This window comes from Burkholderia cepacia complex sp. TUM26381, assembly GCF_057439935.1.
On record NZ_CM172006.1, the window covers coordinates 60,363 to 84,725 of the forward strand.

The 24,363-nt window shown below is 66.4% G+C and carries 21 protein-coding genes; 12 read left to right on the top strand and 9 right to left on the bottom strand.

What is annotated here, in order from left to right:
* Nucleotide 1: 1 nt before the first annotated feature.
* Together gspE and gspD are read right to left on the bottom strand one after the other, a co-directional pair.
* Complete coding sequence (gene gspE / locus ACWMMN_RS00300; RefSeq protein ID WP_174993444.1) at nt 2-1,501, bottom strand: type II secretion system ATPase GspE; 1,500 nt, start codon at nt 1,499-1,501, stop codon at nt 2-4.
* The gene (gene gspD / locus ACWMMN_RS00305) at nt 1,498-3,840 is read right to left on the bottom strand and encodes a type II secretion system secretin GspD (protein WP_059232817.1); all 2,343 of its coding nucleotides are present in this window, start codon (nt 3,838-3,840) and stop codon (nt 1,498-1,500) included. Before gspD ends, gspE begins: the two co-directional genes overlap by 4 nt.
* 367 nt (nt 3,841-4,207) lie before the next feature.
* Between gspD and ACWMMN_RS00310 the strand changes: the two genes are divergently transcribed.
* Nucleotides 4,208-4,660: a lytic transglycosylase domain-containing protein gene (locus ACWMMN_RS00310; RefSeq protein ID WP_059232816.1), complete on the top strand. Its 453-nt coding sequence runs from the start codon at nt 4,208-4,210 to the stop codon at nt 4,658-4,660.
* Between the two features lie 159 nt (nt 4,661-4,819).
* On the top strand, nt 4,820-6,133 hold the full coding sequence (locus ACWMMN_RS00315) for a GTP-binding protein (RefSeq protein WP_059236545.1): 1,314 nt from the start codon (nt 4,820-4,822) through the stop codon (nt 6,131-6,133).
* Between the two features lie 129 nt (nt 6,134-6,262).
* Here the strand turns inward: ACWMMN_RS00315 and ACWMMN_RS00320 are convergent, their stop codons facing one another.
* Nucleotides 6,263-6,541 (bottom strand): HU family DNA-binding protein, encoded by a 279-nt coding sequence (locus tag ACWMMN_RS00320; protein WP_006401505.1) that lies wholly within the window; start codon nt 6,539-6,541, stop codon nt 6,263-6,265.
* Between the two features lie 388 nt (nt 6,542-6,929).
* Here ACWMMN_RS00320 and mnmC point away from each other — a divergent pair, with 388 nt between their 5' ends.
* The 7 genes from mnmC (at nt 6,930) to ACWMMN_RS00355 (ending at nt 15,792) form a co-directional block, all read left to right on the top strand.
* Nucleotides 6,930-8,855 (top strand): bifunctional tRNA (5-methylaminomethyl-2-thiouridine)(34)-methyltransferase MnmC2/FAD-dependent 5-carboxymethylaminomethyl-2-thiouridine(34) oxidoreductase MnmC1, encoded by a 1,926-nt coding sequence (gene mnmC, locus ACWMMN_RS00325; protein ID WP_342703323.1) that lies wholly within the window; start codon nt 6,930-6,932, stop codon nt 8,853-8,855.
* A 671-nt stretch (nt 8,856-9,526) separates the two neighbouring features.
* Nucleotides 9,527-10,741 carry a cation:proton antiporter gene (locus ACWMMN_RS00330; RefSeq protein ID WP_059232814.1) on the top strand — a complete coding sequence of 405 codons (1,215 nt, stop codon included), beginning with the start codon at nt 9,527-9,529 and terminating at the stop codon, nt 10,739-10,741.
* Nucleotides 10,742-10,755: 14 nt separating this feature from the next.
* Nucleotides 10,756-11,871 (top strand): YbdK family carboxylate-amine ligase, encoded by a 1,116-nt coding sequence (locus tag ACWMMN_RS00335; RefSeq protein ID WP_006490006.1) that lies wholly within the window; start codon nt 10,756-10,758, stop codon nt 11,869-11,871.
* A gap of 507 nt (nt 11,872-12,378) precedes the next feature.
* Nucleotides 12,379-13,017, top strand: a complete 639-nt coding sequence (locus ACWMMN_RS00340) for a MarR family winged helix-turn-helix transcriptional regulator (RefSeq protein WP_043184842.1) — start codon at nt 12,379-12,381, stop codon at nt 13,015-13,017.
* Nucleotides 13,018-13,045: 28 nt separating this feature from the next.
* Complete coding sequence (locus ACWMMN_RS00345; protein ID WP_059236543.1) at nt 13,046-13,756, top strand: glutamine amidotransferase; 711 nt, start codon at nt 13,046-13,048, stop codon at nt 13,754-13,756.
* Nucleotides 13,757-13,969: 213 nt separating this feature from the next.
* A complete protein-coding gene (locus ACWMMN_RS00350) occupies nt 13,970-15,082 on the top strand; it encodes an NADH:flavin oxidoreductase/NADH oxidase (RefSeq protein ID WP_059232813.1) in 1,113 nt (370 codons plus the stop codon).
* 179 nt (nt 15,083-15,261) lie between these two features.
* Complete coding sequence (locus tag ACWMMN_RS00355; protein WP_340623674.1) at nt 15,262-15,792, top strand: SET domain-containing protein; 531 nt, start codon at nt 15,262-15,264, stop codon at nt 15,790-15,792.
* Nucleotides 15,793-15,936: 144 nt separating this feature from the next.
* Here ACWMMN_RS00355 and ACWMMN_RS00360 read toward each other — a convergent pair whose 3' ends face one another.
* Nucleotides 15,937-17,421 carry a sensor histidine kinase gene (locus tag ACWMMN_RS00360; protein WP_059232811.1) on the bottom strand — a complete coding sequence of 495 codons (1,485 nt, stop codon included), beginning with the start codon at nt 17,419-17,421 and terminating at the stop codon, nt 15,937-15,939.
* A 118-nt stretch (nt 17,422-17,539) separates the two neighbouring features.
* Nucleotides 17,540-18,232 carry a response regulator gene (locus ACWMMN_RS00365; RefSeq protein ID WP_006401494.1) on the bottom strand — a complete coding sequence of 231 codons (693 nt, stop codon included), beginning with the start codon at nt 18,230-18,232 and terminating at the stop codon, nt 17,540-17,542.
* A gap of 122 nt (nt 18,233-18,354) precedes the next feature.
* Here ACWMMN_RS00365 and ACWMMN_RS00370 point away from each other — a divergent pair, with 122 nt between their 5' ends.
* Nucleotides 18,355-18,585, top strand: a complete 231-nt coding sequence (locus ACWMMN_RS00370; protein ID WP_006756491.1) for a DUF3717 domain-containing protein — start codon at nt 18,355-18,357, stop codon at nt 18,583-18,585.
* 92 nt (nt 18,586-18,677) lie between these two features.
* Here ACWMMN_RS00370 and ACWMMN_RS00375 read toward each other — a convergent pair whose 3' ends face one another.
* Together ACWMMN_RS00375 and phhA are read right to left on the bottom strand one after the other, a co-directional pair.
* Nucleotides 18,678-18,986 (bottom strand): 4a-hydroxytetrahydrobiopterin dehydratase, encoded by a 309-nt coding sequence (locus ACWMMN_RS00375; RefSeq protein WP_039352208.1) that lies wholly within the window; start codon nt 18,984-18,986, stop codon nt 18,678-18,680.
* Between the two features lie 129 nt (nt 18,987-19,115).
* A complete protein-coding gene (gene phhA, locus ACWMMN_RS00380; RefSeq protein ID WP_081051769.1) occupies nt 19,116-20,042 on the bottom strand; it encodes a phenylalanine 4-monooxygenase in 927 nt (308 codons plus the stop codon).
* Nucleotides 20,043-20,148: 106 nt separating this feature from the next.
* Here phhA and ACWMMN_RS00385 point away from each other — a divergent pair, with 106 nt between their 5' ends.
* Nucleotides 20,149-20,634, top strand: a complete 486-nt coding sequence (locus ACWMMN_RS00385; RefSeq protein ID WP_006408082.1) for an Lrp/AsnC family transcriptional regulator — start codon at nt 20,149-20,151, stop codon at nt 20,632-20,634.
* 68 nt (nt 20,635-20,702) lie between these two features.
* Here the strand turns inward: ACWMMN_RS00385 and ACWMMN_RS00390 are convergent, their stop codons facing one another.
* Together ACWMMN_RS00390 and ACWMMN_RS00395 are read right to left on the bottom strand one after the other, a co-directional pair.
* Nucleotides 20,703-21,236, bottom strand: coding sequence for a class IV adenylate cyclase (locus ACWMMN_RS00390; protein ID WP_059232810.1), 534 nt, complete (start codon nt 21,234-21,236; stop codon nt 20,703-20,705).
* Nucleotides 21,237-21,366: 130 nt separating this feature from the next.
* Nucleotides 21,367-22,266 carry a LysR family transcriptional regulator gene (locus ACWMMN_RS00395; RefSeq protein ID WP_059232809.1) on the bottom strand — a complete coding sequence of 300 codons (900 nt, stop codon included), beginning with the start codon at nt 22,264-22,266 and terminating at the stop codon, nt 21,367-21,369.
* A gap of 186 nt (nt 22,267-22,452) precedes the next feature.
* Here ACWMMN_RS00395 and ACWMMN_RS00400 point away from each other — a divergent pair, with 186 nt between their 5' ends.
* A complete protein-coding gene (locus tag ACWMMN_RS00400; protein WP_059232808.1) occupies nt 22,453-24,138 on the top strand; it encodes a GMC family oxidoreductase in 1,686 nt (561 codons plus the stop codon).
* Nucleotides 24,139-24,363 lie beyond the last annotated feature (225 nt).

A 24,363-nucleotide genomic window follows, 5' to 3' on the forward strand; every position in this document is an offset into this window, starting at 1 on the left:
GCTATGCGCCTCCCGTCACGCGCAGCACTTCCTCGAGCGACGTCGCGCCGGACGCGAGCCAGCGCTCGGCGTCGTCGCGCAACGTGCGCATCCCATCCGCACGGCCGGCGGCGAGAATCTCCGCGTCGGCTGCGTTGCGGTGGATCAGCGAGCGGATCGACTCGTCGACCAGCAGCAATTCGTACACCCCGCGCCGGCCCGCATAGCCCGAATGGCCGCACTTGTCGCAGCCGACCGGATGCCACACGGTGCGGCCGTCCTCGTGCCGCTCTTCCTTGCAGGCGGAGCAGAGCTGGCGCACGAGACGCTGCGCGAGCACGCCGAGCAGCGACGACGCGAGCAGGTACGGCTCGACGCCCATGTCGGTCAGACGCGTGACGGCGGAAGCCGCATCGTTCGTGTGCAGCGTCGCGAGCACGAGGTGGCCCGTCAGCGACGCCTGCACCGCGATCTGCGCGGTTTCGAGGTCGCGGATTTCGCCGATCATGATCACGTCCGGATCCTGGCGCAGGATCGAGCGCAGCGCACGGGCAAAGGTCATCCCGATCCGCTCGTTCACCTGCGTCTGGCCGATACCGCCGAGGTCGTATTCGATCGGATCCTCGACGGTCATGATGTTGGTCGTCGCGGTTTCGAGCCGCGACATCGACGCATACAGCGTCGTCGTCTTGCCCGAACCGGTCGGGCCCGTGACGAGCACGATGCCGTGCGGACGCGCGATCAGCTTGTCGAACTGGACGAGCGTGTCGCGGCCCATCCCGAGCGCTTCGAGGTTCAGGCGCTGCGCATCCTTTTCCAGGAGACGCAGCACCGCGCGCTCACCGTGCCCGGTCGGCAGCGTCGACACGCGCACGTCGACCGGCCGGCCGCCGACGCGCAGCGTGATGCGGCCGTCCTGCGGCAGGCGTTTCTCCGCGATGTCGAGCTGCGCCATGATCTTGATCCGCGAGATCAGCGCGCCGTGCAACGCCTTCTTCGGCCGCACGACGTCGCGCAGCGTGCCGTCGACGCGAAAGCGCACGACCGATGCATTCTCGAACGGCTCGATGTGAATGTCCGACGCCTGTTCGCGCGCCGCTTGCGTGAGCAGCGCGTTGATCATCCGGATGATCGGCGCGTCGTCTTCCGACTCGAGCAGATCCTCGACTTCGGGGATGTCCTGCATCAGCCGCGACAGGTCGACTTCGCCTTCGACCTCGCCGACCACCTGCGCGGCGCTGCCGTCCTGGCGCGCGTAGGCCTGGTTGATCGCCTGCGCGAGCTCGTCGGCCGGCACGCGATGCACGGCGATCGAACCGAAGTTGCGGGCGATTTCCGCGAGTGCAGCATCGCTCGTGCGTTCGCTGATCCACACCTCGAGCGTGTCGTCGAGCTGGTGCGCGATCAGCACCTGGCCGCTCTTCGCGAAGCCGTACGGCAACAGCCGCGCGGCGAGCGGCGACGGCGGCTGGCGTTCGCCCGGCGCGCCGTCGTGGGCGGAAGACGCGAGCACGTCGCTCACTGCGAGGCTCCCGGCGTGGCGGTCAGCGGCTGTTGCGGCACGGCCTGCTGCGGCACGCTTTGCGGCTGCGCGGGCGTCGCCTCCGGCAACGGCTGGGCCGGCACCGGCACTACCTGGCGCTGTACCTGCTGGCGACGCATCTTGTCGAGATCGAACAGGTTGCCGGCGGCCGTGCCGCCCTGGCTCGGGCCGATCGGCATCGGCGGGACGATCGGGTCGTCCTTGTCGCGCATCACGTTGTTGTCCGACTTGTACGCGCCCGTCACGCCCTGGATGTAGTCGTAACGGTTTGCCGTGACTTCCTGCGCGGTATTGCGGTCGGAGATGATCACCGGGCGCAGGAACACCATCAGGTTGGTTTTCGCGCGCACCTTCGATTCCGAACGGAACAGCTGGCCGATCCACGGAATGTCGCCGAGCAGCGGCACCTTGCTGTTCGTTACCTGGTAGTTGTCCTGCATCAAGCCGCCGAGCACGATGATCTCGCCGTTGTCGGCCAGGATCGTCGACTGGATCGACCGTTTCGTGAAGGTCGGGCCGGTCTGCGCGCTGGTCGTGCCGGCGACGACCGCCGAATCCTCGGTATAGAGCTGCAGCTTCAGGATCCCGCCGTCGGTGATCTGCGGCTTCACGTGCAGCGTCAGGCCGACGTCGCGACGGTCGTAGGTATTGAATGCATTGCTCGTCGTGCCGCTCGTCAGGTTCGAATACGAGCCGGTCGCGATCGGCACGTTCTGGCCGACGACGATCTTCGCTTCCTCGTTGTCGAGCGTGATCAGGTTAGGCGTCGACAGCACGTTCGCGTCGCTCACGCCCGCGAAATACTGCAGCAGTGCGCCGAGCCCCTGCACGCCGAACATGTTGTGCAGCCAGCCGATGTTGAGCCCTTGGGACAACTGCCCGAGATTGGAGGCAAGCCCGCCGCCGGTGATCCCGCCGGCGGCGTTGGCCACACCGCCGGCCGTCAGGTTGATGATGCTGTTGCCCAGGCCGAGCCCGGGGTTCAGGTTCGTGCCGCCGAGAAACTGGCCGCTCGCCACCTGCCACTGGATGCCGAGGTTGCCCTGCGACGTCGAGTTCAGCTCGACGATCAGCGCTTCGATGTAGACCTGCGCACGCCGCGCATCGAGCTGGTCGATCACCGAGCGCAGGTTGCGGTAAACCGGATCGGACGCGGTGATGATCAGCGAGTTCGTCGCCGCGTCGGCCTGGATCATCCCGCCCGGCTGGTTGTCGTCGCCCTTGTCCTTGTCGCCGCCGAGCAGGCCGCCCGAACCGAGACCGCCGCCACTGGACGAGCCGCCGTACGACGATGAAGACGAAGACGAGCCGCCGAGGCCGCCCGACGGCAGCGGCGGGGTGCCGGACGAGCCGGTCGAGAAGTTGCCGCTCGACGACGAGCCGCCGTTCTGGTTGAAGCTGTTCGCATCGTTGGACGACGCCGACGAGCCGCTGTCGTTGCCGCCCTTGCCGAGCATCCCGCGCAGCGTCTTCGCGAGCTTCACCGCATCGGCATTGCGCAGCGGCACCACGTGCATGTTGCCGGGCACCGCGCTCGGCGCGTCGAGCTGCTGCGCGAGACGTTTCGCGGCCGCGAGGCGCGAACCGTTCGACGCGCGCAGCAGCAGCGAGTTGGTACGCGGGTCGGCCGTGACCGACACCTTCAGCGTCGCATCGCTGTTGCCGATCGCACCGGGGTCGAGCATCTTCTGCATCTGCGCGGCGAGGTCGATCGCGTTCGCGTTGCGCAGCGTCACGACCTGCACCTGCGAGCCCGCGGCACTGTCGACGCCCGAGATAATCTGCGCGATGCGGCGCACGTTGTCCGCATAGTCGGTCACGACGATCGTGTTGTTCGCCGGGTAGGCCGTCACCGTGTTGTTCGGCGAGATCAGCGGCCGCAGCACGGGCAGCAGGTTGTTCGCCGATTCATTGTGCAGCTCGAACACCTGCGTGATCACCTGGTCGCCGCGTGCCTGCGGCGCATTGCCGACATAGGTCGGCACGCCCTGCAGCTTCGCGTCGGCTTCCGGCACGACCTTCAGCACGCCGTGATCCTGCACGAGTGCGAAGCCCTGCATGCGCAGTGCCGACTGCAGCGTCTTCAACGCCTGGTCTTCCGGCACCGGCCGTTCGGCCACGAGATTGAGCTGCCCCTTCACGCGGGGGTCGACGATGATGGTCTTGCCAGTCGCGGCGCCGATCGCTTTCGCGACCTGGTCGATATCCGCATTCACGAAATTGAGCGTGACCTGAGCGTAGGCGGCCTGCGAAGCGATGATGCCGGCCACGAGCAGAGTCGTGGCAACGCGCCGCATAACGAAGCGATTTCTTGTCATGGATGAATGGGTCGATGCCGGCTCAGGCCACTTCCGGCGGTAGTGCTGGGATCCAAGTCCGAAAGAGGCGACATTAGCAGTTTTTCATGTCCGAAATATCACATTGATCCGAGGACTGTCTCACATACGACATGTGTCCGGTGAATCGTATGCAATATGTAAGGATCGGCGTGGCCCTCCGCATGCCGGCCATCGCCCCCGTTTCACGATGAACCGACACATCAATCCGGTATAACCGGGTTGCCGTATTCCTGCCTGTCGCAATCTGACGGTCTGCCGGTATGATACGGGCGACGCGTTTCTCGTCGCACTAATAACAGGCACGGGTTTTCCCGAGCTTCGCGAAATTCCTTTTCGTTTCCGCACGATGAACAGACGACGGTTCGCTTCGATCGCGTTGATCGCCGCTGGCGCGTGGTTCGCCAGCGCAAACGCTCGTGCGGATTGTTTCGACGAAGCGGCTAAATATCAGCAGGTCAATCCGCTGATCCTGCGCGCGATCGCCTGGCAGGAGTCGCGCAACCGGCCCGACGCGCTGAACAAGAATACGAACGGCTCGGTCGACTACGGCCTGATGCAGATCAATTCGATTCATCTGCCTGCACTGTCGCGCTTCGGGATCGGCCGCGACACGCTGATGGAGCCGTGCAAGAACGTGTACATCGCCGCGTGGCATCTGAAGCAGAAGATGAACCGCTACGGCAACACGTGGCAGGCCGTCGGCGCCTATCATTCGGAAACGCCGTCGCTGCGCGACAAGTACGCGCGGCAGATCGCCGGCATCCTGACGCAATGGAAGCTGCTGCCGCCCGTGCAATGACGTTGCGCCGCATCGCGGCCTGACGCCGTGCCGGCCGGCCGGCGCGCGTTTGATGCACAATGCGGATCTCACGCCGCAACTTCGCCCGTCCGCGGGCCGATCGCGCCCCGGAAGGGCGCCGCGGCCGCTTTTTCATCTTTACCGTTGGTGCATATCATCATGAATCCGGCAATGAACCAGCCGTTGCCCGTCACCGTGCTGTCGGGCTTCCTCGGCGCCGGCAAGACCACGCTGCTCAACCACGTCCTCGCGAACCGCGCGGGCCTGAAAGTCGCCGTGATCGTCAACGATCTCGCGGCGGTCAACATCGACGCGTCGCTCGTGCGCGATGCGCAGGCGCTGTCGCACGTCGAGGAACGCCTCGTCGAAATGTCGAACGGCTGCATCTGCTGCACGCTGCGCGACGACCTGCTCGTCGAGATCCGCAACCTCGCATCCGAAGGCCGCTTCGACGCGATCATGATCGAATCGACCGGTATCGCGGAGCCGATGCCGATCGCCGAGACCTTCACGTTCGTCGACGACGACGGCACGTCGCTGTCGGCCGTCGCGCGGCTCGATACGCTCGTCACCGTGGTCGACGCGTACAACTTCCTGCGCGACTACGGCTCCGACGACGCGCTCGCGACGCGCGGCATCGCCGCGTCGGAAGAAGACGACCGCACGCTCGTCGAGCTGCTGATCGAGCAGATCGAATTCTGCGACGTGCTGGTGATCAACAAGGCCGACCTCGTCAGCGCCGACGATCTCGCGCGGCTGCAGCACATCCTCGCGCGGCTCAACCCGCGCGCGCACCAGGTCGTGTCGACGTTCGGCAACGTGCCGCTCGACGAAGTGCTGAACACCGGCCGCTTCGATTTCGACGAAGCCGCGAACGCACCCGGCTGGCTCGCGTCGCTCGATCACGATCACACGCATTGCGACGACCCCGACTGCCATGACGCACATCATGCGCACGTGCACGGCGAAGCCGACGAATTCGGCATCGGCAATTTTGTTTACCGCGCGCGCCGGCCGTTTCACCCGGCACGACTCTGGGCGCTGCTGCATCAGGAGTGGCCGGGCGTGCTGCGCAGCAAGGGCTTCTTCTGGCTCGCGACGCGCAACGATATCGCCGGTTCGCTGTCGCAGGCAGGCGGCGTATGCCGGCATGGCCCGGCGGGTCTGTGGTGGGCCGCGCAGGACCGCGCGGAATGGCCGGACGACGACGAGCTGCTCGACGAAATCCGCGCCGAATGGCTGGGCGATCTCGACGATCGCGCGGTGGGCGATCGCCGGCAGGAACTCGTGCTGATCGGCATCGCGCTCGACGCCGACGCGTGGCGTACGAAACTCGATGCGTGCCTGCTGACCGATGCGGAATTCGCACTCGGCGCGGCGGGATGGGCCGCGTTCGACGATCCGTTCCCGGCGTGGGATGTCGATTCGCACGACGACGACGATCACGGCGACACGCAGATCGTGCACGCGTGACCCCGTGGTAACGGCTTGTAAAAGTAACCGTTAACTTTTGCAAGAGCGGCGCGGACTGTGGCGAAAATGCCGCGCGCGCCCAACAAAAAACCCGCCGAGAGGCGGGTTTTTCTTGGAACAGGCGCTGGTTTAACGCTTGTTGACGGCGTCCTTGAACGCCTTGCCAGCCGTGAACTTGACCGTCTTGGCTGCCGGGATCTTGATGGTTTCGCCCGTCTTCGGGTTGCGGCCCGTACGTGCTGCGCGCTTGCCCGAACCGAAGCTGCCGAAGCCGATCAGCTGAACCGCATCACCCTTCGACACGGCCTTCTTGATGACTTCGAGCAGCGTGTCCAGCGTTTCGCCGGTTTGAGCCTTGCTGGCGCCCGTTTGGGCGGCGACGGCGTCGATCAGTTCCTGTTTGTTCATTAAGGTTCCTTTATCAGGTTAGGTTGACACGAACAGCGCGAACGCGCCGATTATACGTGCGCGAACCGTGCCGTCGAGAGTCAGACTCCGACGACACAGCGCCGAATCCTGGCCCGCGCGACGCGCCCTCCGGTTTGCCGGCGGCCACCCCGCGGTACGGCGTTGCTATGATAGCGCAGCGCAAACCCAATAACGACAAGGGTTTCAAAGATTTTCATCGGTATTTCGCCGAATGAATCGTCGATTGCCCATTTTTTGACCTGCGCCAACCGGACCGGATACACAGCGCGGTCCGCCCGTGCGCCGCGCCGTTGCCCATTTCCAACGGCCGCGCGGACGGCTCCGCGCAATCCCTTGCCAGGCTTGGCTGCCACGTTTTTTGTTTCGCATGCCCGACCGACTTGTTCCCGCCTCGCTCGCCCTTCGCGACGACGGCACGCTCGTCTCGCCCGAGTTCGGCGAGCTTCATCGCAGCGCGTCAGGCGCGCTCGCGCATCACGCGTTCGTCGCGGGAAACGGGCTGCCGGCGCGCTGGCAGCAACGCCGCACGTTCACGATCGTCGCGACGGCATTCGGCGCCGGCGCCGGCTTCCTCGCGACCTGGGCCGCTTGGCGCGACGACCCCGCGCGCTGCGAGCGGCTGCATTACGTCGCGGTCGAACCGCATCCGTTCTCGCGTGAAGACCTCCGCAGTGCGGTTGCGCATATGGTTGCGAACACAACTATTTCGGCGGATGTCGATGGATTGATCGACGCATGGCCGATGCTCGTGCCGGGCCTGCACCGGCTCGAATTCGACGAGGGGCGCGTGGTGCTCACGCTTGCGTTCGGCGATGCGCTCGACACGTTGAAGAAGCTTGTCGTGCGCGCCGATGCGTTCTATCTCGAAGGCGCTGCGGCATCGAACGACGCGGTCCGCGCACTCGCGAAGATGGCCGGTGACGATGCAACGTTTGCGGCGCATGCAAGTTCCGGCGACATGAAGCACGCCCTCGGCGAAACAGGTTTCACGTTCCGCGAAGTCGACGGTCGTCTCGTCGGCGACTATGCGCCGCGCTGGCGCGCGCGCCGGCACGAACCGCCGCGTGCGCTGCCCGTTGCGACGCGCCGCGCGATCGTGATCGGCGCGGGCCTCGCCGGTTGCGCCGTCGTCGAACGCCTGGCAGCGCGCGGCTGGGACGTGACATTGATCGAGCGGCACGAACGGATCGCGAGCGAGGCATCCGGCAATCCTGCCGGCGTATTCCATCCACTGATGACACGCGACGACAACGTCGCGAGCCGCCTCACACGCAGTGGCTTCCTGCACGCGCTCACGCGCTGGCGCACACTCGAACGCGCGGGTCATGCATTCGCACGCAGCACGCACGGGATGATTCATCTCGCCGAATCGGCCGACGACTTCGCGCGGATGCGCGATGCATTCGATGCGTTCGGCGCGCCGTCCGACTATGTGACGTTGCTCGATGCCGATGCCGCGCGTGCGCATCTGAATCTGCCGGTCGCGCATGGCGGCCTGCTGTTTCCGCACGGTGGCGCCGTCTGGCCGGCCGCGCTGTGTGCCGCGCAATGCGCGGCGGCCGGCGAGCGCGTACGCCTGCTTGCATCGACCGGCGTCGCGCGGCTCGAGCGGCGCGGCGATGGATGGCACGCGCTCGACGACACGGGCGCGACGCTCGCCGAAGCGCCCGTCGTCGTGCTCGCGAACGCGGGCGACGCTGCGCGTCTTGCCGGGTTGCAGCATGTCGCGCTGCAACCGGTACGCGGCCAGCTCACGCTGCTGCCGCCGGGCACCACGGCGACGCTGCCGTGCCCGACGATCGGCGACGGTTACGCGGTGCCGCTCGACGACGGCACGCTGCTGATCGGCGCCACGTTCGAACCCGACGACATCGATCCCGCGATGCGCGTGGCCGGCCACGTCGAAAACCTCGATCGTGTGCGGCACCTGCTGCCGGGCCTGATCGGCGACCTGCCGGAGCCTGCCACGCTGCGCGGCCGCGTCGCGTTCCGCTGGGTCGTCGGCGACCGCCTGCCGCTCTTCGGCCCGCTCGCCGACGAAGCGCAAGCCCTCGCAAACGCACGCGCGCTGGGTGGCGCGCAGGCGCGCGACTTGCCGCGCATGCCCGGCCTCTACGGCGCATTCGGCTTCGGCTCGCGCGGCCTCGTATGGGCCGCGCTCGGTGCCGAACTGATCGCGTCGCAACTCGAAGGCGAACCGTGGCCGCTCGAGCGCGAACTCGCCGACGCCGTCGACCCCGCACGCTTCCTGATCCGCGCCTTGCGCGCACGCCGCGTCGGTTCCGCCGGCTGACCGGCACGCAAATCGCTCACAGTCTCCCGATTTCTTCGCGCAAGGTTATCCACGCAACGCTGTGGATAACCGCACGGAATCCGCGCGCACTTCGTGTGCAATCACAGTGGACGTAAACTGGGCAACTCGGCACAGCTGTGCAGCGGCCCGAAAGTTGCTCAACTCAAATGTCTGTGCACGAACAGCCTGTGCAACCGGTTATGGTTTCGCCAAGGCCTTGATCCATCAGCGTAAACCGAAGTTATCCACAGAACTGTGCGGCCTTTGTTAACTTCTACTATGTATATATACAAGTAAACCTTTGAAACCAAAGACCTGCGGTGCCGCACAGCGCCGCGAGTCGATTCAATCGGTTCCAGAGCGAAAAAGCTGTGGCACAATCGGTTTCCTTCGCGTTCGTTCGGCCAGGCGCCGGACATGCTTCAATGGAACGGTCGGCACGATTTCGAATCTGAATCTTCGAGACCGCGCTGTCCGTTCACACACCAGGCCGACAATCCAGATCGGCAACCTGAACGACGTTCCGCCCTGTGGCGGAACAGGCGGATCCCACGTACCGCCGTCGTCGACCACAACAATCACATTCGGGGCGATACCCAGCCGGCGCGCATCCATTTCTGACGCTTGACCCCGCGTCGCTGGCGGTTGCTTCCAAAGGAGAAGTCACCACGATGAAGTCGGCGTTCTCATTCCTGCCCAACTGGCCGCTCGCGCCGGATGCCGTGTTCTGGGCCGGGCTCGCGTTGTTCGCGGCCGGCCTGTGTGGCGAGCTGTGCTATCGCGCGTGGCGTCTGCCACGCATCACAGGCTATGCCGTGATCGGCCTGATCGCCGGTTCGTTCGGATTCGGCGTGATCGACGCCAGCACCGACGAAACGTCGCGGCTGCTGATGGACGTCGCGCTCGGTCTGCTGCTGTTCGAACTCGGCAGCCGCCTCGATTTGCGCTGGATCCGGCGCAATCCGTGGCTCGTCGCGTCGAGCCTCGCGGAAGCCACGCTGACGTTCGTACTCGTGCTGTTCGTGATGCTCGCGCTCGGCGTGTCGGGGATGGTCGCGCTCGTGCTGTCGGCGATCGCGATCGCGACGTCACCGTCGATGGTGATCCAGCTGAAGACCGAACTGCGCGCGGAAGGGCAGGTGTCGCAACGCCTCATCACGCTCACCGCACTCAACAGCGTGTACGCGATCGTGCTGACCAAGCTCGTGACGAGCTGGCTTCACCAGGAAGCGTACGGCAACGTGTTCGCGACGGTCCTGCAGCCGCTCTACCTGATCGCCGGTTCGTTCATCGTCGCGTATCTCGTTGCGCGTTCGTGCAACTACCTGTTCCGCCACATGACCGCGACGATGCGCGACGAGCATTCGTTCGTCGCGCTGTTCGGGCTCGTGATGCTCGCGATCGCGGTCGCACAGGCATTGAAGCTGTCGACGCTGCTCACGCTGCTGCTCGCCGGCATCATCGTGAAGAACCTCGAAGCGCGGCCGCAGCTGTGGCCCGAGCATTTCGGCACGGCCGGCTGGCTGCTGACGGTGGTCCTGTTCGTGCTGACACTCACGTCGTTCACGTGGGGCGACATCGCGCTCGGCGGGCTGCTCGCGATCGTGCTGATCGTCACGCGGCTCGCCGCGAAGCTGGCCGGCGTCGTCGCGTTCGCGAAGCCGAGCGGCCTCGGGATGAAGCAGGGCATTGCGCTCGGCATCGCGCTGACACCGATGTCCGCGCTGTCGTACCTGCTCGTCGACGATACCTACCAGCTCTACCCGAATTTCGACCCGCACCTGCGCGCGATCGTGATGTGTTCGATCGTGATCCTGCAGCTCGTCAGCCCGTTCGTCGTCTACCGCTGCCTGTCGGCGGTCGGTGAACGCAGCGACAGCAACTGATTCCGGAACCTGCCATGGCACTCGAAACCTTCGTCAATTCCGAACCGTTCACGTTCGGCGTCGAACTGGAGATCCAGGTCGTCAACACGCACAACTACGACCTGACCAAAGCGGCATCCGACCTGATGCGCCTGATCCAGGGCGAGACCTTTCCGGGCAACATCACGCCGGAAATCACCGAGAGCATGATCGAGCTGTCGACCGGCATCTGCCATTCGCACGAGCAGGCCGTCAGCGAGCTGCATGCGATCCGCGACGTGCTCGTGAAGGCGGCCGACCAGCTCAACGTCGGGCTGGCCGGCGGCGGCACGCATGCGTTCCAGCAATGGAGCGACCGGCAGATCTACGATGCGCCGCGCTTCCAGTACATCTCCGAGCTGTACGGTTATCTCGCGAAGCAGTTCACCGTGTTCGGCCAGCACGTGCACATCGGCTGTCCCGATCCGGACAGCGCGCTGTTCCTGCTGCACTCGATGTCGCGCTTCATTCCGCACTTCATCGCGCTGTCCGCGTCGTCGCCGTTCGTGCAGAACGTCGACACGGGCTTCCATTCGGCACGCCTGAATTCGGTGTTCGCGTTCCCGCTGTCGGGCCGCGCGCCGTTCGTGCTGACCTGGGACAGCTTCGAGGAGTACTTCACGAAGATGGTGAACACGGGTGTCGTCAACTCGATGAAGGACTTCTACTGGGACATCCGCCCGAAGCCCGGCTACGGCACGATCGAGGTGCGCGTGATGGACACGCCGCTGTCGGTCGACCGCGCGGCGGCGATCGCCTGCTACATCCAGACGCTCGCGCGCTACCTGCTGACCGACCGGCCGCTGAAGCTGTCGGAGGATGACTACCTCGTCTACACGTTCAACCGTTTCGAAGCGTGCCGCTTCGGGCTCGAGGGCACCTGCGTGAATCCTCAGACGGGTGAACGCCGTACGATCGCGGAAGACATCCTCGACACGCTCGACCGGATCGCGCCGCATGCGGCCGCACTCGGTTCGCGCGCGGCGCTCGACGAGATCGGCGCGCTCGCGAAAGCACGCGTGAACGACGCATCGTGGTTGAGAACCGTTTTCAAACAGGAAAAATCGCTGAACGAGACGGTCCGGCAGCAGTGCTTACGTTGGCGCGAATGAAAAAATGTTTTGCAGATTGCAGGCTCGACCGCATCGCGATTCGCTGAACGGCGGTCGGCGCCATTTCGGGCCGAAATCGTTGCCAGTCGTCCTGAAAATCTGTGGATAACCCGATATTCCGCTGCAAAGTCAACGACCTGTGCGCGGGATAACCCGGTGGATCAAATCCATCCGACCGATGGCCGATCCGAACAGGAAAATGCTGGCGCGCCCCGTTCCGCGGGCGCGCGGCATTGCAGGCACAACGAAAAATTTCAGTTATCCAGCGATTTTCCACAGAATGCAGGGGATAACTTAGCTGTGCGATTTTCCGCTCTCGCTTAGAATGTCGGCTTTGCGGACACCGGAACGACGCGTGTCTCTCCGGTCGCCGCGAACGCGACCGCCGCGTGTGCCTCGCGACGGCCGTGCTGACGCACTCGAGAGAGCGCGTCTGTTTTGAGATAGACATTCGATCTCCACACTACGGCCGCTCGGCAACCCGGGCGGCGGCAAAGCGAAAAGACTATGAGCGAAGGCGTTTACGGGAACCAGGCTTCGGGACGTGTGACCCACAGCCTGCTGCGGTTGAGTACGGCCATGCGAAGCCAGGCATGGGATTGGGCGGAAGGCGCTGGCCTCACGCCGACGCAGGGCGAGATTCTCGTGCTGCTGCTGCAGCGCAAGGGCCCGATGCGGCTCGGCGAGATCGCGCGCGAGACGCAGCTCACCGCGGCAACCACGAGCGATGCGGTCAGCACGCTCGAGACGAAGGGGCTCGTCGAGAAGCGCCGTGCGCTGGACGACGGCCGTGCACTGGCCGTGCGTCTGTCGGCGCGTGGCCGTACGGCCGCGAAGAAGGCGCTGCAATGGCCTGAATTCCTGACGAAAGCGGTCGGCAAGCTCGGCGCGGACGAGCAGGGCGCGCTGTACCGCGCGCTGCTGAAGACGCTGCGCGAGCTGCAGGTGGCCGGTGCGACGCCGCCGCAGCGCATGTGCGTGACGTGCGCCCACTTCCAGCCGGGCAAGTTGTCGAAGAAGACCGTGCATCACTGCGCGGCGCTCGACATCTCGATGTCGGACAGCGATCTGCGTCTCGACTGCTCGGTGCAGGAAGAAGCCGACGCGGCAACGCAGAAGAAGACCTGGAAGATTTTCGCAGGCTGACGTCCGTCGATCGACCGGGAGGCCGATGATGAACGCTGAAGTCGTGGCGATCCGCCATGTGCATTTCGAGGATCTCGGGAGCTTCGAGCAGGTGCTCGGCGAACGGGGGAGGCGGGTGCGCTACGTCGACGTCGGATCGTCGCGGGTCGAGGTGCTCGACGTGCTCGAGCCGTCGCTGTTCGTCGTACTCGGCGGGCCGATCAGCGTGTACGACGATGCGCAGTATCCGACGATCGCGCCGCTTCTTGCGCTCGTGCGCCAGCGTATCGACGCGGGGCTGCCGATCCTCGGCATCTGCCTTGGCTCGCAGTTCATCGCCCGTGCGCTCGGTGCGCGCGTCTATCCGGCTGCGCAGCACGAACTCGGCTGGGCGCCGCTGACGCTTACCGACGCCGGCCGTGCGTCGGCGCTGCGTCATCTCGATGGCGCGGCGACGTCGATGCTCCACTGGCACGGCGATACGTTCGACCTGCCGGGCGGGGCGATCCATCTCGCGTCGACGCCGGCCTGCCGCCACCAGGCATTCGCTTGGGGGCAGCACGTGCTGGCGCTGCAATGCCATCCGGAAATCCGCACCGACCGCTTCGAACCGTGGCTGATCGCGAACGCCGGCGAAATCGCGGCGACGCCCGGCATCGACGCCCGCCAGTTGCGCGCCGATACCGTGCAGCACGGCCCCGCACTCGAAACGGCCGCGCGGCGCATGTTCGCGGAGTGGCTCGACAGCGTCGGGTTGTAACTCAGCGGGCGGCCCCGCCCGCCGCGAAGATTTGGCCCGGCCTGCATCCGTTGCAGGCCGGCGCACTGCTGTACGCCACGCATTTTCCGCATGGCCGGCACGTTGCCGCCGGCGGTACCTGACCATCCGCTTACTGCCGGTTGCGCCGTCTGCACGCTTCAAGCCTGCGTGCTACGCTCGTCCGCTCTTTCCCTTTCCAGGCGAGCGGCCTCCATGACTGCGCTGTTTTCTCCGTTCACGCTGCGCGGCGTGACCCTTCCGAACCGGATCGTGATTTCCCCGATGTGCCAGTACTCGGCCGAACGCGGTGAGGCCACCGACTGGCACATGATTCACCTCGGCCATCTCGCGCTGTCGGGCGCGGGGCTGCTCTGCATCGAGGCGACGGCAGTGGAGCCCGACGGGCGCATCACGCACGGCGACCTCGGCCTCTGGGACGACGTGACCGAAGCAGCGCTGAAGCCCGTACTGGCCGCGATCCGCAAGCATTCGCCGGTTCGCATCGCGATGCAGCTGTCGCATGCGGGGCGCAAGGCATCGAGCGCCGCGCCGTGGGAGGGTGGTCAGCTGGTATCGGTTGCCGATGGCGGCTGGTTGCCGCACGGGCCGTCGGCCGTGCCGCACAAGGACGGCGAGACGCCGCCGCTCGCACTCGATGCCGCGGGCCTGAACCGGATCCGCGAAGCCTTTGCCGCGTCGGCGAAGCGTGCCGCGCGGCTCGGGATCGACGCGATCGAAGTGCATGCGGCGCACGGCTACCTGCTGCACCAGTTCCTGTCGCCGCTCGCGAACCAGCGCACCGACGAATACGGCGGCTCGCTCGAAAACCGGATGCGTTTTCCGCTCGAGATCTTCGAGATCGTGCGCGCGGCGTTTCCGGCGGACCGGCCGGTCGGCGTGCGCGTGTCCGCGACCGACTGGGTCGAAGGCGGCTGGGAGCTCGACGATACGATCGCGTTCGCGCACGAGCTGAAGCGGCGCGGTTGCGACTGGATCGACGTGTCGTCCGGCGGCGTGTCGCCGCTGCAGAAGATTCCGCTGTCGCCCGGTTACCAGGTGCCGTTCGCGCAGGCCGTGAAGCGTGCGGTCGGCATGCCGACGATGGCGGTCGGCCTGATCAACGAGCCCGAGCATGCGAACCGGCTGATCGAATCCGGCGATGCCGACTTCGTCGCGATGGCGCGCGCAATGCTGTACGACCCGCGCTGGCCGTGGCATGCGGCGGCCGCGCTCGGTGCGCAGGTGACGGCGCCGCCGCAATACTGGCGTTCGCAGCCGCGCGAGCACAAGGCGTTGTTCGGCGACATCGCATTCGGCCAGCGTTGAGCGTCCGGCGTGCAATATTGCGCGCGATGTTGAACGAAGCAATCGTGAACGTGTAGGATGCGGGTGATTCGCCGCATGCCCCGACGCGGCACCAACCGGTGCCGCGTTTTCGTTTGGTGCGACGCCGGGCCGCGATCGCGGCCGCTTCCATTCAAGTCGTCTTCACAAGGATTCGTTCGATGAGTTCACGCAGGATCGCGGTGCGCCGCTCGGGAGTACACGGCAAGGGCGTGTTCGCCGTGGCGCCGATCAAGGCCGGCGAGCGCGTAGTGGAATACAAGGGCGAGCGAATCTCGTGGAAGGAAGCGTTGCGCCGCCACCCGCACGACCCGAGCGAGCCGAACCATACGTTCTACTTCGCACTCGACGAAGGCGGCGTGATCGACGGCAAGATCGATGGCAACAGTGCGCGCTGGATCAATCATTCGTGCGCGCCGAACTGCGAAGCCGAGGAAGTCAAAGGCCGCGTGTTCATCCATGCGCTGCGCGACATCGGGCCGGAAGAGGAGCTGTTCTACGACTACGGCCTCGTGATCGACGCGAAGCTGACGAAGACGCTCAAGCGCGAATACGCGTGCCATTGCGGCGCGCCGTCGTGCCGCGGCACGCTGCTCGCGACGTCGGATGAAGGCGGGAAGAAGAAAAAGAAGAAGGACAAGAAGGACGGCAAGTCCGAGCCCAGGTCGAAAGACAAGAAGAGCAAGAAGTAACGCAGACGGCGGCGCACCATGCGCCGCCGTTGTTGTTTTGGCGGACGGTTGCCGCGTCGCGATCGTCCTTCCTGCCTCCCGTATCCGGCGCGCGGCCTGCCCGGCGGACCGGCGGTTGCCCGCCGCGAATCGTTCAGCCCAAGCTCAGTGCGTCGACGCCGCGGCCGGCGTTTCGCTGGCCGGCTTCTCCGTATGCGCGGCGAGCGGCACCCGCACCACGAAGCGCGACCCCCCCTCCGACGCATCCTCGTACGACACGGTGCCGCCATGCATCGCGATGATGTCGTGCACGATCGCCAGGCCCAGCCCGGCACCCGTCTCGACGCCGTTGCCGCTTTGCGCGTCGCCGCGGAAGAAGCGCTTGAACAGGTCGGCCTGCTGGTTCGCGGGCACGCCTGGGCCGTTGTCCTCGACGACGATCTCGGCGGCCGGCTGGCCGTCTTCGAGCGCGCCGCGCGCAACGTTCACCGTGATCCGTGCGCCGTCCGGCCGTGCGAGCGGCACGTATTTCAACGCATTGTCGAGCAGGTTCGCGATCACCTCGCGCAGCAGCACGGGGTTGCCGCGCACGGTCAGCTTTTCGTCGTCGTCCGCGCCGTCGGTGCGCTGGAAGCCGAGGTCGACATGCGACGCGAGCGCGCGCGGCACCCATTCGGCACCGGTCTCGAACGCCATCGCCGCAAGGTCGACGTCGACGAAGCGTGCGGCCTGTTCGCCCGGCTCCGCACGGGCAAGCGACAGCAGCTGGTTCGACAGCCGCACCGCGCGGTCGGCGGCCGCGCGCAGCTCGCGCACCGCGGCGAAGGTCTGGTGCGGATCGCGCGCGACGGCGGCCTGTTCGGCGTGCAGCTTCACGGCCGTGAGCGGCGTGCGCAGCTGGTGCGCGGCATCGGCGATGAACTTGCGCTGCGCGTCGAGCGCGGTCTTCAGGCGGCCGAGCAGCGCGTTCATCGCGCTCGTCAGCGGCCGGATCTCAAGCGGCACGTCGGTTTCGTCGACCGGTTCCAGCGACGTGTGGGTCTGCCGGTTCAGCGAATCGGCGAGATGCGTGAGCGGGCCGAGCTGCTGGTTCACGACGCGCCACACGATGCCCCAGCCCGCGAGCAGCAGCAGCAGCAGCGGCATCATGATCGCGACGAGGAATTCGGCCGCGATCCGGTAGCGGTGCCGCACCGGCTGCGCGACTTCGACGACCATCGGCTTGCCGCCCTCGACGTCGTCGACGCGCACCTGCGCGACGCGCACCGCGCGGTTGTCGTACTCGGCCTCGAACACGTACGCGTGATGCATGCGGCGGACGTTGATGCCCTGCAGCGGCAGTTTCGGATCGCCGGCGAGTTCCTGTTCGCCGTCGCTGATCCGGTAGATCAGCGCTTCGGCGGGATCGGAGAACATCGCCTGCGCGAGCGGCGGCACCGTGAACGGCGCGTCGGGGCCGGCGATCTGGATCTGTTTGGAGATGGCGGTGGCGAGATCGGCGAGCGAGCGGTCGATCACGTGCTGCGTGTATTGCCACGCGAGCCAGTAGGCGATCAGGCCGCTCATCAGCGCGAGCATCGACAGCGGGGCGGCGAGGCGCCGGAGCAGCGAGCGGCGCAGGCTGGTGGTCACAGCCGGATCAGGAGACATTTCGACGGGCAAATGGATAAGCGCCGCTCACGGGGAGCGGCGCGGTCGTACGCCGGGCGGCGAAACGGAGCGGGGCGCGCACGCCGGCGGCACGCGGCCGGCCGGCGCGTGGCCCGGCTCAGACGCTCGCGGTCTGGCGGATTTCCTGCAGCAGGTAGCCGAAGCCGCGCACCGTGACGATTTCGACACGGCACTGCTCGAGTTTCTTGCGCACCCGGTGCACGTAGACTTCGATCGCGGTGTCGCCGAGATCGCCGCCGAAGTGCGTGAGGTGATCCTGCAGCTGGGCCTTGCTGACGACGCGGCCGTGACGCAGCAGCAGCATTTCGAGCACCGCGAATTCGCGCGGCGACAGTTCGAGCGGCTTGTCGTCGTTGAAGATGCGGCGGTCGACGCCCGACAGGCGGACGCCGCCGAGCGACACTTCCGGACGCGGCATGTCGCTGTGCGGGCCGCTGCGGCGCATCACCGCGCGGATGCGTGCTTCGAGCTCGGCCGGCTCGAACGGCTTGAGCATGTAGTCGTCGGCGCCCGAGTTCAGGCCCTGGATCCGGTCGTTCAGCTCGTCGCGTGCGGTCAGCACGATCACGGGCGTGTGGCGGTTGGTCTGGCGGAAGCGCGTGAGCAGCGTCATCCCGTCGATGCCCGGCAGGCCGAGGTCGAGGATCACGAGTTCGTGGCGGTTCTGTGCCAGCGCCTGTTCGGCAAAAATGCCGTCATGCACCATGTCGACGGTGAAGCCAGCCTGCTCGAGGCTGCTCTGGATACCGCGTGCGATGGGGCGGTCGTCTTCGATCAGAAGGAGTCGCATGAAGTTCGCTCAAGTACAATGGGTTGGCGGTTCAGGCACGCGGACAGCACGACGCCGTTTCCACAGGGGCGCCGCTTCGCCTGACATCAAGCATGGCGGCCAGCGAACGATTAAATCCAATCATGTCCGATATTTCGATCCACGACCTAGAAGCCGCGATCAATTTCTGGCGCGCCCGCTCGCCGTCGAGCGGCGACGAACTCAAACTCTGCGAAGAGGCCAGCGCGCTCTCCAAGCCGTATGCGCTGCTGATTGTACAGCGCGAAGGCGCGCTGCAACTGGAAGGTTTGGACCCCAAGGCGCGGAAAGCGTACGAGACTTACGTGCGCCTTAAGGATGGCTTGGAAAGCTGAAGGCTTTCGCTCACTACATCCTAGAAAACGTTCATCGAAATGAAAAGTTGACGCGCCGCGCATCGAAAGATGCGCGGCGGTAGAGGCGGGACTCAGGCGGCCGGTTGCGCGTGTGCGCCGGCGCGGTCGATGAACAGCGCGAGTTCGATGTCGCGTTCGGTCAGGCCGTCGGCGTCGTGGGTCGACAGCGTGACGTCGACGCGGTTGTACACGTTGAACCATTCCGGATGGTGGTTCATTTCCTGCGCCTTGATCGCGACGCGCGTCATGAAGCCGAAGGCTTCGTTGAAATCGGCGAACCGCAGGCTGCGCTGGATTGCGTCGCGGCCCGGCACGGCCGTCCAGAGCGGCAGGCCTTCGAGCCGGGTCTTGCGTTCTTCTGATGTGAGCTTGTGGATCATCTTGCACCTCTCGTTCGGTAACGGCGCCCGCGCACGGCTGCGCCGCGCGGCGAAGCCGGCACCGTTCATTGTTTCATAGTTGCGGAAAGGGTGACCGGCGGCGGGCGGCCGGCTGCGGCACCCGGCATGTCACGCGTCGGCGTCGGCGGGCCAGCCTTCGCCCGTGCCGCGATGCAGCACGCGATCGGTATCCAGCACCGCGCCGGCCGCGAATTCGGGCAGCGCCGCGAGCCGGTCGGCCAGTGCACGGCCGTCGACGTCGGCGAGCGCGAACAGCTGCGCGAAATCGTCGATCACGAAGTAGGTCTTCTGGAACGTGTCGATCCGGTACTTCGTGCGCATCACGCGCTCGAGGTCGAAACCGAGCCGGTTCGGCGCCGCGCTTTCGAGGCTGTACAGGCTCTCGCCCTTGCTCGACACGATTCCGGCGCCATAGATCGACAGCCCGTTGGTGCCGCGCGGGTCGCGGATCAGTCCGAATTCCACCGTATACCAGTAGAGCCGTGCGAGTCGCGCCAGCGCGGCTTCGTCGTCGGCGACCGCGAGCGCGGTGCGGCCGTACGCCTGCATGTAGTCGGCGAACACCGGGTCGATCAGCAGCGGCACGTGGCCGAACAGGTCGTGGAAGCAGTCGGGTTCCTGCAGGTAGTCGAGCTGGTCGGGGCGGCGCATCCACCAGGTGACCGGGAAACGCCGGTTCGCGAGGTGCTCGAAGAACACGCGATCGGGCACAAGGCCCGGCACCGCGACGATCTCCCAGCCGGTCGCGGGTTTCAGCTGGCGGTTCACGTCGGCGAACGACGGCACGCGGTCGGCCGGCAGGTCGATCTTGCCGAGGCCCGCGACGAACGCGTCGCAGGCACGCCCGCGCAGCAGCGCCGACTGGCGCGCATAGAGCTGCTTCCACACCGCGTGGTCGACCTGGCCGTAGCGCTGCAGCGGCTGGTCGATGGTGAAATCTGCGCGGGTTTCGAGGCCCGCGTCGAACTGCTCCTGCAGTTTCGCGGTGACGACGGTGGACATGATGAGGCTCTGCACGCTGTGGTTGGGAACCATGCAAGTGTAGAGCGGGCGGCGCGCGGAATGGGCGCATAGTTGGCGCTGATTCGCCTGTTGATGCGATAATTGCGCATCAAATTACGAATCAATGCGGAGAATGCTCATGCTGGAACTCGATCATTTCGATCTCGCGCTGCTGGACGTGTTGCAGCGCTTTGGTCGCGCGACGCATCAGCAGCTCGGCGAGGAGGTGCCGCTGTCGCCGTCGCAGATCGGCCGGCGGCTGCAGCGGCTCGAGGCGGCTGGCGTGATCGAAGGCTACCGCGTGATGCTGCGCCCGGAGAAGCTCGGGCTCGGCGTCACCGCGTTCACGAGCCTGAAGCTCAAGCACCACGGCGATTCGATCATCGAGCAGTTCCAGCAGCAGATCGACGTGCTGCCCGAGGTGCTCGAATGCCATGCGGTGGTGGGCGATGCCGACTACCTGTTGCGGATCGTCGCGCCGGACCTGAACGCGCTGTCGCAGTTCGTGATGAAGAAGCTGATGCGCGTGCCGGGCGTCGACAGCGTGCGCTCGAACATCGTGCTGACGACCTTCAAGCGCAACGGCGCGCTGCCGCTCGCGCATCTGGCGCCCGGCGCCGCATAAAGCAGTGACGGGGCGGCGGCCGCGCTGAAGGCGGCACGCGCTGCGCGGCCGCCGCCGGTGGGGCCGGATCAGGCCGCTTCGTGTTGCGTGTCGGCGTTCAGCAGGTCGACATACGCGACCGCGACGAGATCGTCCTGCGCCACGCCGAGCTTCGCGAACACGTCGTGCGCTTCGGCTTCGCCGCCGGCTTCGTCGTCGTCAGGGCCGAGCACGACTTCCAGTTCGATGAAGTCGCCGAGGCCGTCGACGCGGTCGAGATGGATGCGCGTGCGGCCCGCGAGGTACACGTGCCGTTCCTTCGTCACGATCCCGCGCGTGGTCAGCGCGGTCGCGAGCAGCGCGTGCATCGCGTCGGGGTTCGTCACGGGGCTGCGCGTGTAGTACGACGCCTTCGGGCCGTCGCGGTCGTCACGCTGATAGAAGATCAGTTCGGCCGGCGTGCCGTCCTCGAAGCGGCGCAGCTTCAGCCGGCCGCGCGGCACGTCGTAGAAGAAATCCTGCTGGCGGTAGAACAGCGGCGCTTCGGTCGCGAGCTTGGCAGCCTGTTCGCGCAGCCGGTCGAATTCGCGGGCGCGGGCTTTGATCTCGATGTTGCGGGCCATGCGGGTCTCCTTCAATCGGGGTCTCGCGGTGTGCGAACGCACAATCTAGCAAAAACGCGGAGACGGTGGCGTGACGGCCGGTGTGGCGCGATGACGCGTCCGCATGCGAACGCCGCGTCATCAGCGCCGCTCATATCGCCCACTGCGTCTCGATCAGCCGCAGCGCGGCCGCGATCGCCGGCTCGTCGCGGCGCTCGGCGAGCGTCACGAACGTCAGTTCGGTCGGCACCGTCACACGTTCGACGATCGTCAGTGCATGCGCGTGCGCTTCGGCCAGCGCGGTCGAGTCGCGCGCGAGCGTCAATCCGATCCCCGATTTGACGAGGTCGAGCATCGACTGCTCCTGGTCGACCTCGGCGACCTTCACGGGTTGCGCGCCGGCGTCCGCGAAACGCCGCGACAGCAGCCGGTGGTGCGCGGACGCCGGCGGCGTCCAGATCCACGGCAGCGCGGCGAGCGCGCGCCAGTCGTGCGCGCGCTGCACGCGCTCCTTCCAGCCGGCCGGCGCGAGCACGCGGTACTGGAAATGCGTGAGCGTGACGGTGTGGAACAGCGCGCCGTCGAGCGGATCGTCCTCACCCGGCCGGCCGATGTAGTAGCCGACGTCGAGCGCCTGCGCGCGCACCTGTTCGATCACCCAGCCCGACATTCCGTGCCGCAGCGCCGTCTCGATCTGCGGGTGGGTTTCGACCAGCGCGCGCAGGAAGCCGCCGAGCCGCAGGAAGCCCGGATCGAGGATCGTGCCGATCCGCAGCCGGCCGCGCACCTCGTGCCGCAGCGCAGCAGCGGCGCGCTGCACGTCGGCAGCTGCGGCGAGCGCGCGCTCCGCATGCGGCAGCAGCGTCTGGCCGTCGCGCGTGAGCGCGAGCCCGCGCGACGTGCGCGTGAACAGCGTGACGCCGAGCGTTTCCTGCAGATGCTTGATCTGCAGGCTGACGGCCGGCTGCGTCAGGTGCAGCTGCGCGGCGGCGCGCGTCAGGTTGCCTTCGCGCGCGACCGTCGCGAAGGCGCGGAGCAGGGTGAGATCCATCGTCGTGATATGAGCGCAGCTTATAACGCAGTTCAGCATAACTCATTGGATCGGCGGCCGGCTGCGGGAGTACGCTTCCTCGGGTCGTGGCGCGCGCGGCCGCCAGCGCGGCCCGCGACGCACTATGCTGAAAATGCGCGCGGCATCGCGCCGCGCGGCGCACAACAAGGAAGAAGGGGACACGCCGTGAGTACTCAACGTACGCTCGAAGGCGAATTCGATTACGTGATCGTCGGCGCAGGCACCGCGGGCTGCGTGCTCGCGAACCGCCTGACCGAGGATCCCGACATCCGCGTCCTGCTGCTCGAAGCGGGCGGCAAGGACGACTATCACTGGATCCATATCCCGGTCGGCTATCTGTATTGCATCGGCAACCCGCGCACCGACTGGCTGTACAAGACGCAACCCGAAGCGGCGCTCAACGGCCGCGCGCTGTCGTATCCGCGCGGCCGCGTGCTCGGCGGCTGCTCGTCGATCAACGGGATGATCTACATGCGCGGCCAGCGGGAGGATTACGACAGCTGGGCGGATGCCACCGGCGACGCCGGCTGGTCGTGGGACAGCGTGCTGCCGATCTTCAAGCGCAGCGAGGATCACCATGCGGGCGCGAGCGACGCGCACGGCGCGGGCGGCTACTGGCGCGTCGAGAAGCAGCGGCTGCGCTGGGAGATCCTCGAATCGTTCGCGCAGGCAGCGCAGCAGACAGGCATTCCCGCCACCGACGATTTCAACCGCGGCGACAATACCGGGGTCGGCTATTTCGAGGTGAACCAGAAGCGTGGCGTGCGCTGGAATACGTCGAAGGCGTTCCTGCGGCCCGCGATGGCGCGGCCGAACCTGACCGTGATCACCGGCGCGCAGGCGCAGCGCGTGATCTTCGAAGGGCGCCGTGCCGTCGGCGTCGAGTATCACGGCGGCGGCACCGATTACGTCGCGCGGGCGCGCTCGGAAGTGCTGCTGACGTCCGGCGCGGTGAATTCGCCGCAGCTGCTCGAACTGTCGGGAATCGGCGACGGCCGGCGGCTGCAGGCGCTCGGCATCGACGTCGTGCAGGATCTGCCGGGCGTCGGCGAAAACCTGCAGGATCACCTGCAGTTGCGGATGGCGTATCGCGTCGAAGGCGTGCGCACGCTCAACACGCTGTCCGCGCACTGGTGGGGCAAGCTGATGATCGGCGCCGAATATGCGTTGCTGCAACGCGGGCCGATGTCGATGGCGCCGTCGCAGCTCGGCGCATTCGCGAAATCCGATCCGGACGATCCCGCGCTCACGCGCCCCGATCTCGAATACCACGTGCAGCCGCTGTCGCTCGAACGCTTCGGCGAGCCGCTGCACAGCTTCAATGCATTTACGGCGTCGGTGTGCCATCTGCGGCCGACATCGCGCGGCAGCGTGCACGTCACGAGCGCCGATCCGGGCATCGCGCCGGCGATCGCGCCGAACTATCTGTCGACCGACCACGATCGGCATGTCGCCGCGAACGCGCTGCGCCTGACGCGCCGGATCGCGTCCGCGCCGGCGCTCGCGCGCTATCGTCCCGCGGAAATCCTGCCGGGTACGCAATATCGCAGCGAGGCCGAGCTGATCGAGGCGGCCGGCGCGGTCGGCACGACGATCTTCCACCCGGTCGGCACCTGCCGGATGGGGCGTGCCGACGACGAACGCGCGGTGGTCGACAGCCGGTTGCGCGTACGCGGCATCGCCGGGCTGCGGATCGTCGATGCATCGGTGATGCCGTTCATTACATCGGGCAACACCAATTCGCCGACGCTGATGATTGCCGAGCGCGCGAGCGACATGATCCGCGCCGATCGCCGCGCGGCGCGCGAAGCGACCCCGGTGCGAACCGACGCTGCGGTGACGGTTGCGTGACGGCACGCTGACACGCGCGACAGCGGGCCGTCATGAAAGCGCCCGCTGATTCGCTATGCGAAACAAGCTGTCGTCGCGTTTGTTCGAACGGCACGATCCATGCAGGCCGCGCAGTCGCGCGGCTTTTTTCATCGCGTGCGTGCCGGGCATGCAGGAAGGTCAACGCGCGATGATGCACGTGTCAAAAAAACAGCGCGAAAAATCGTGCTCAGCCGCGTGCGATAT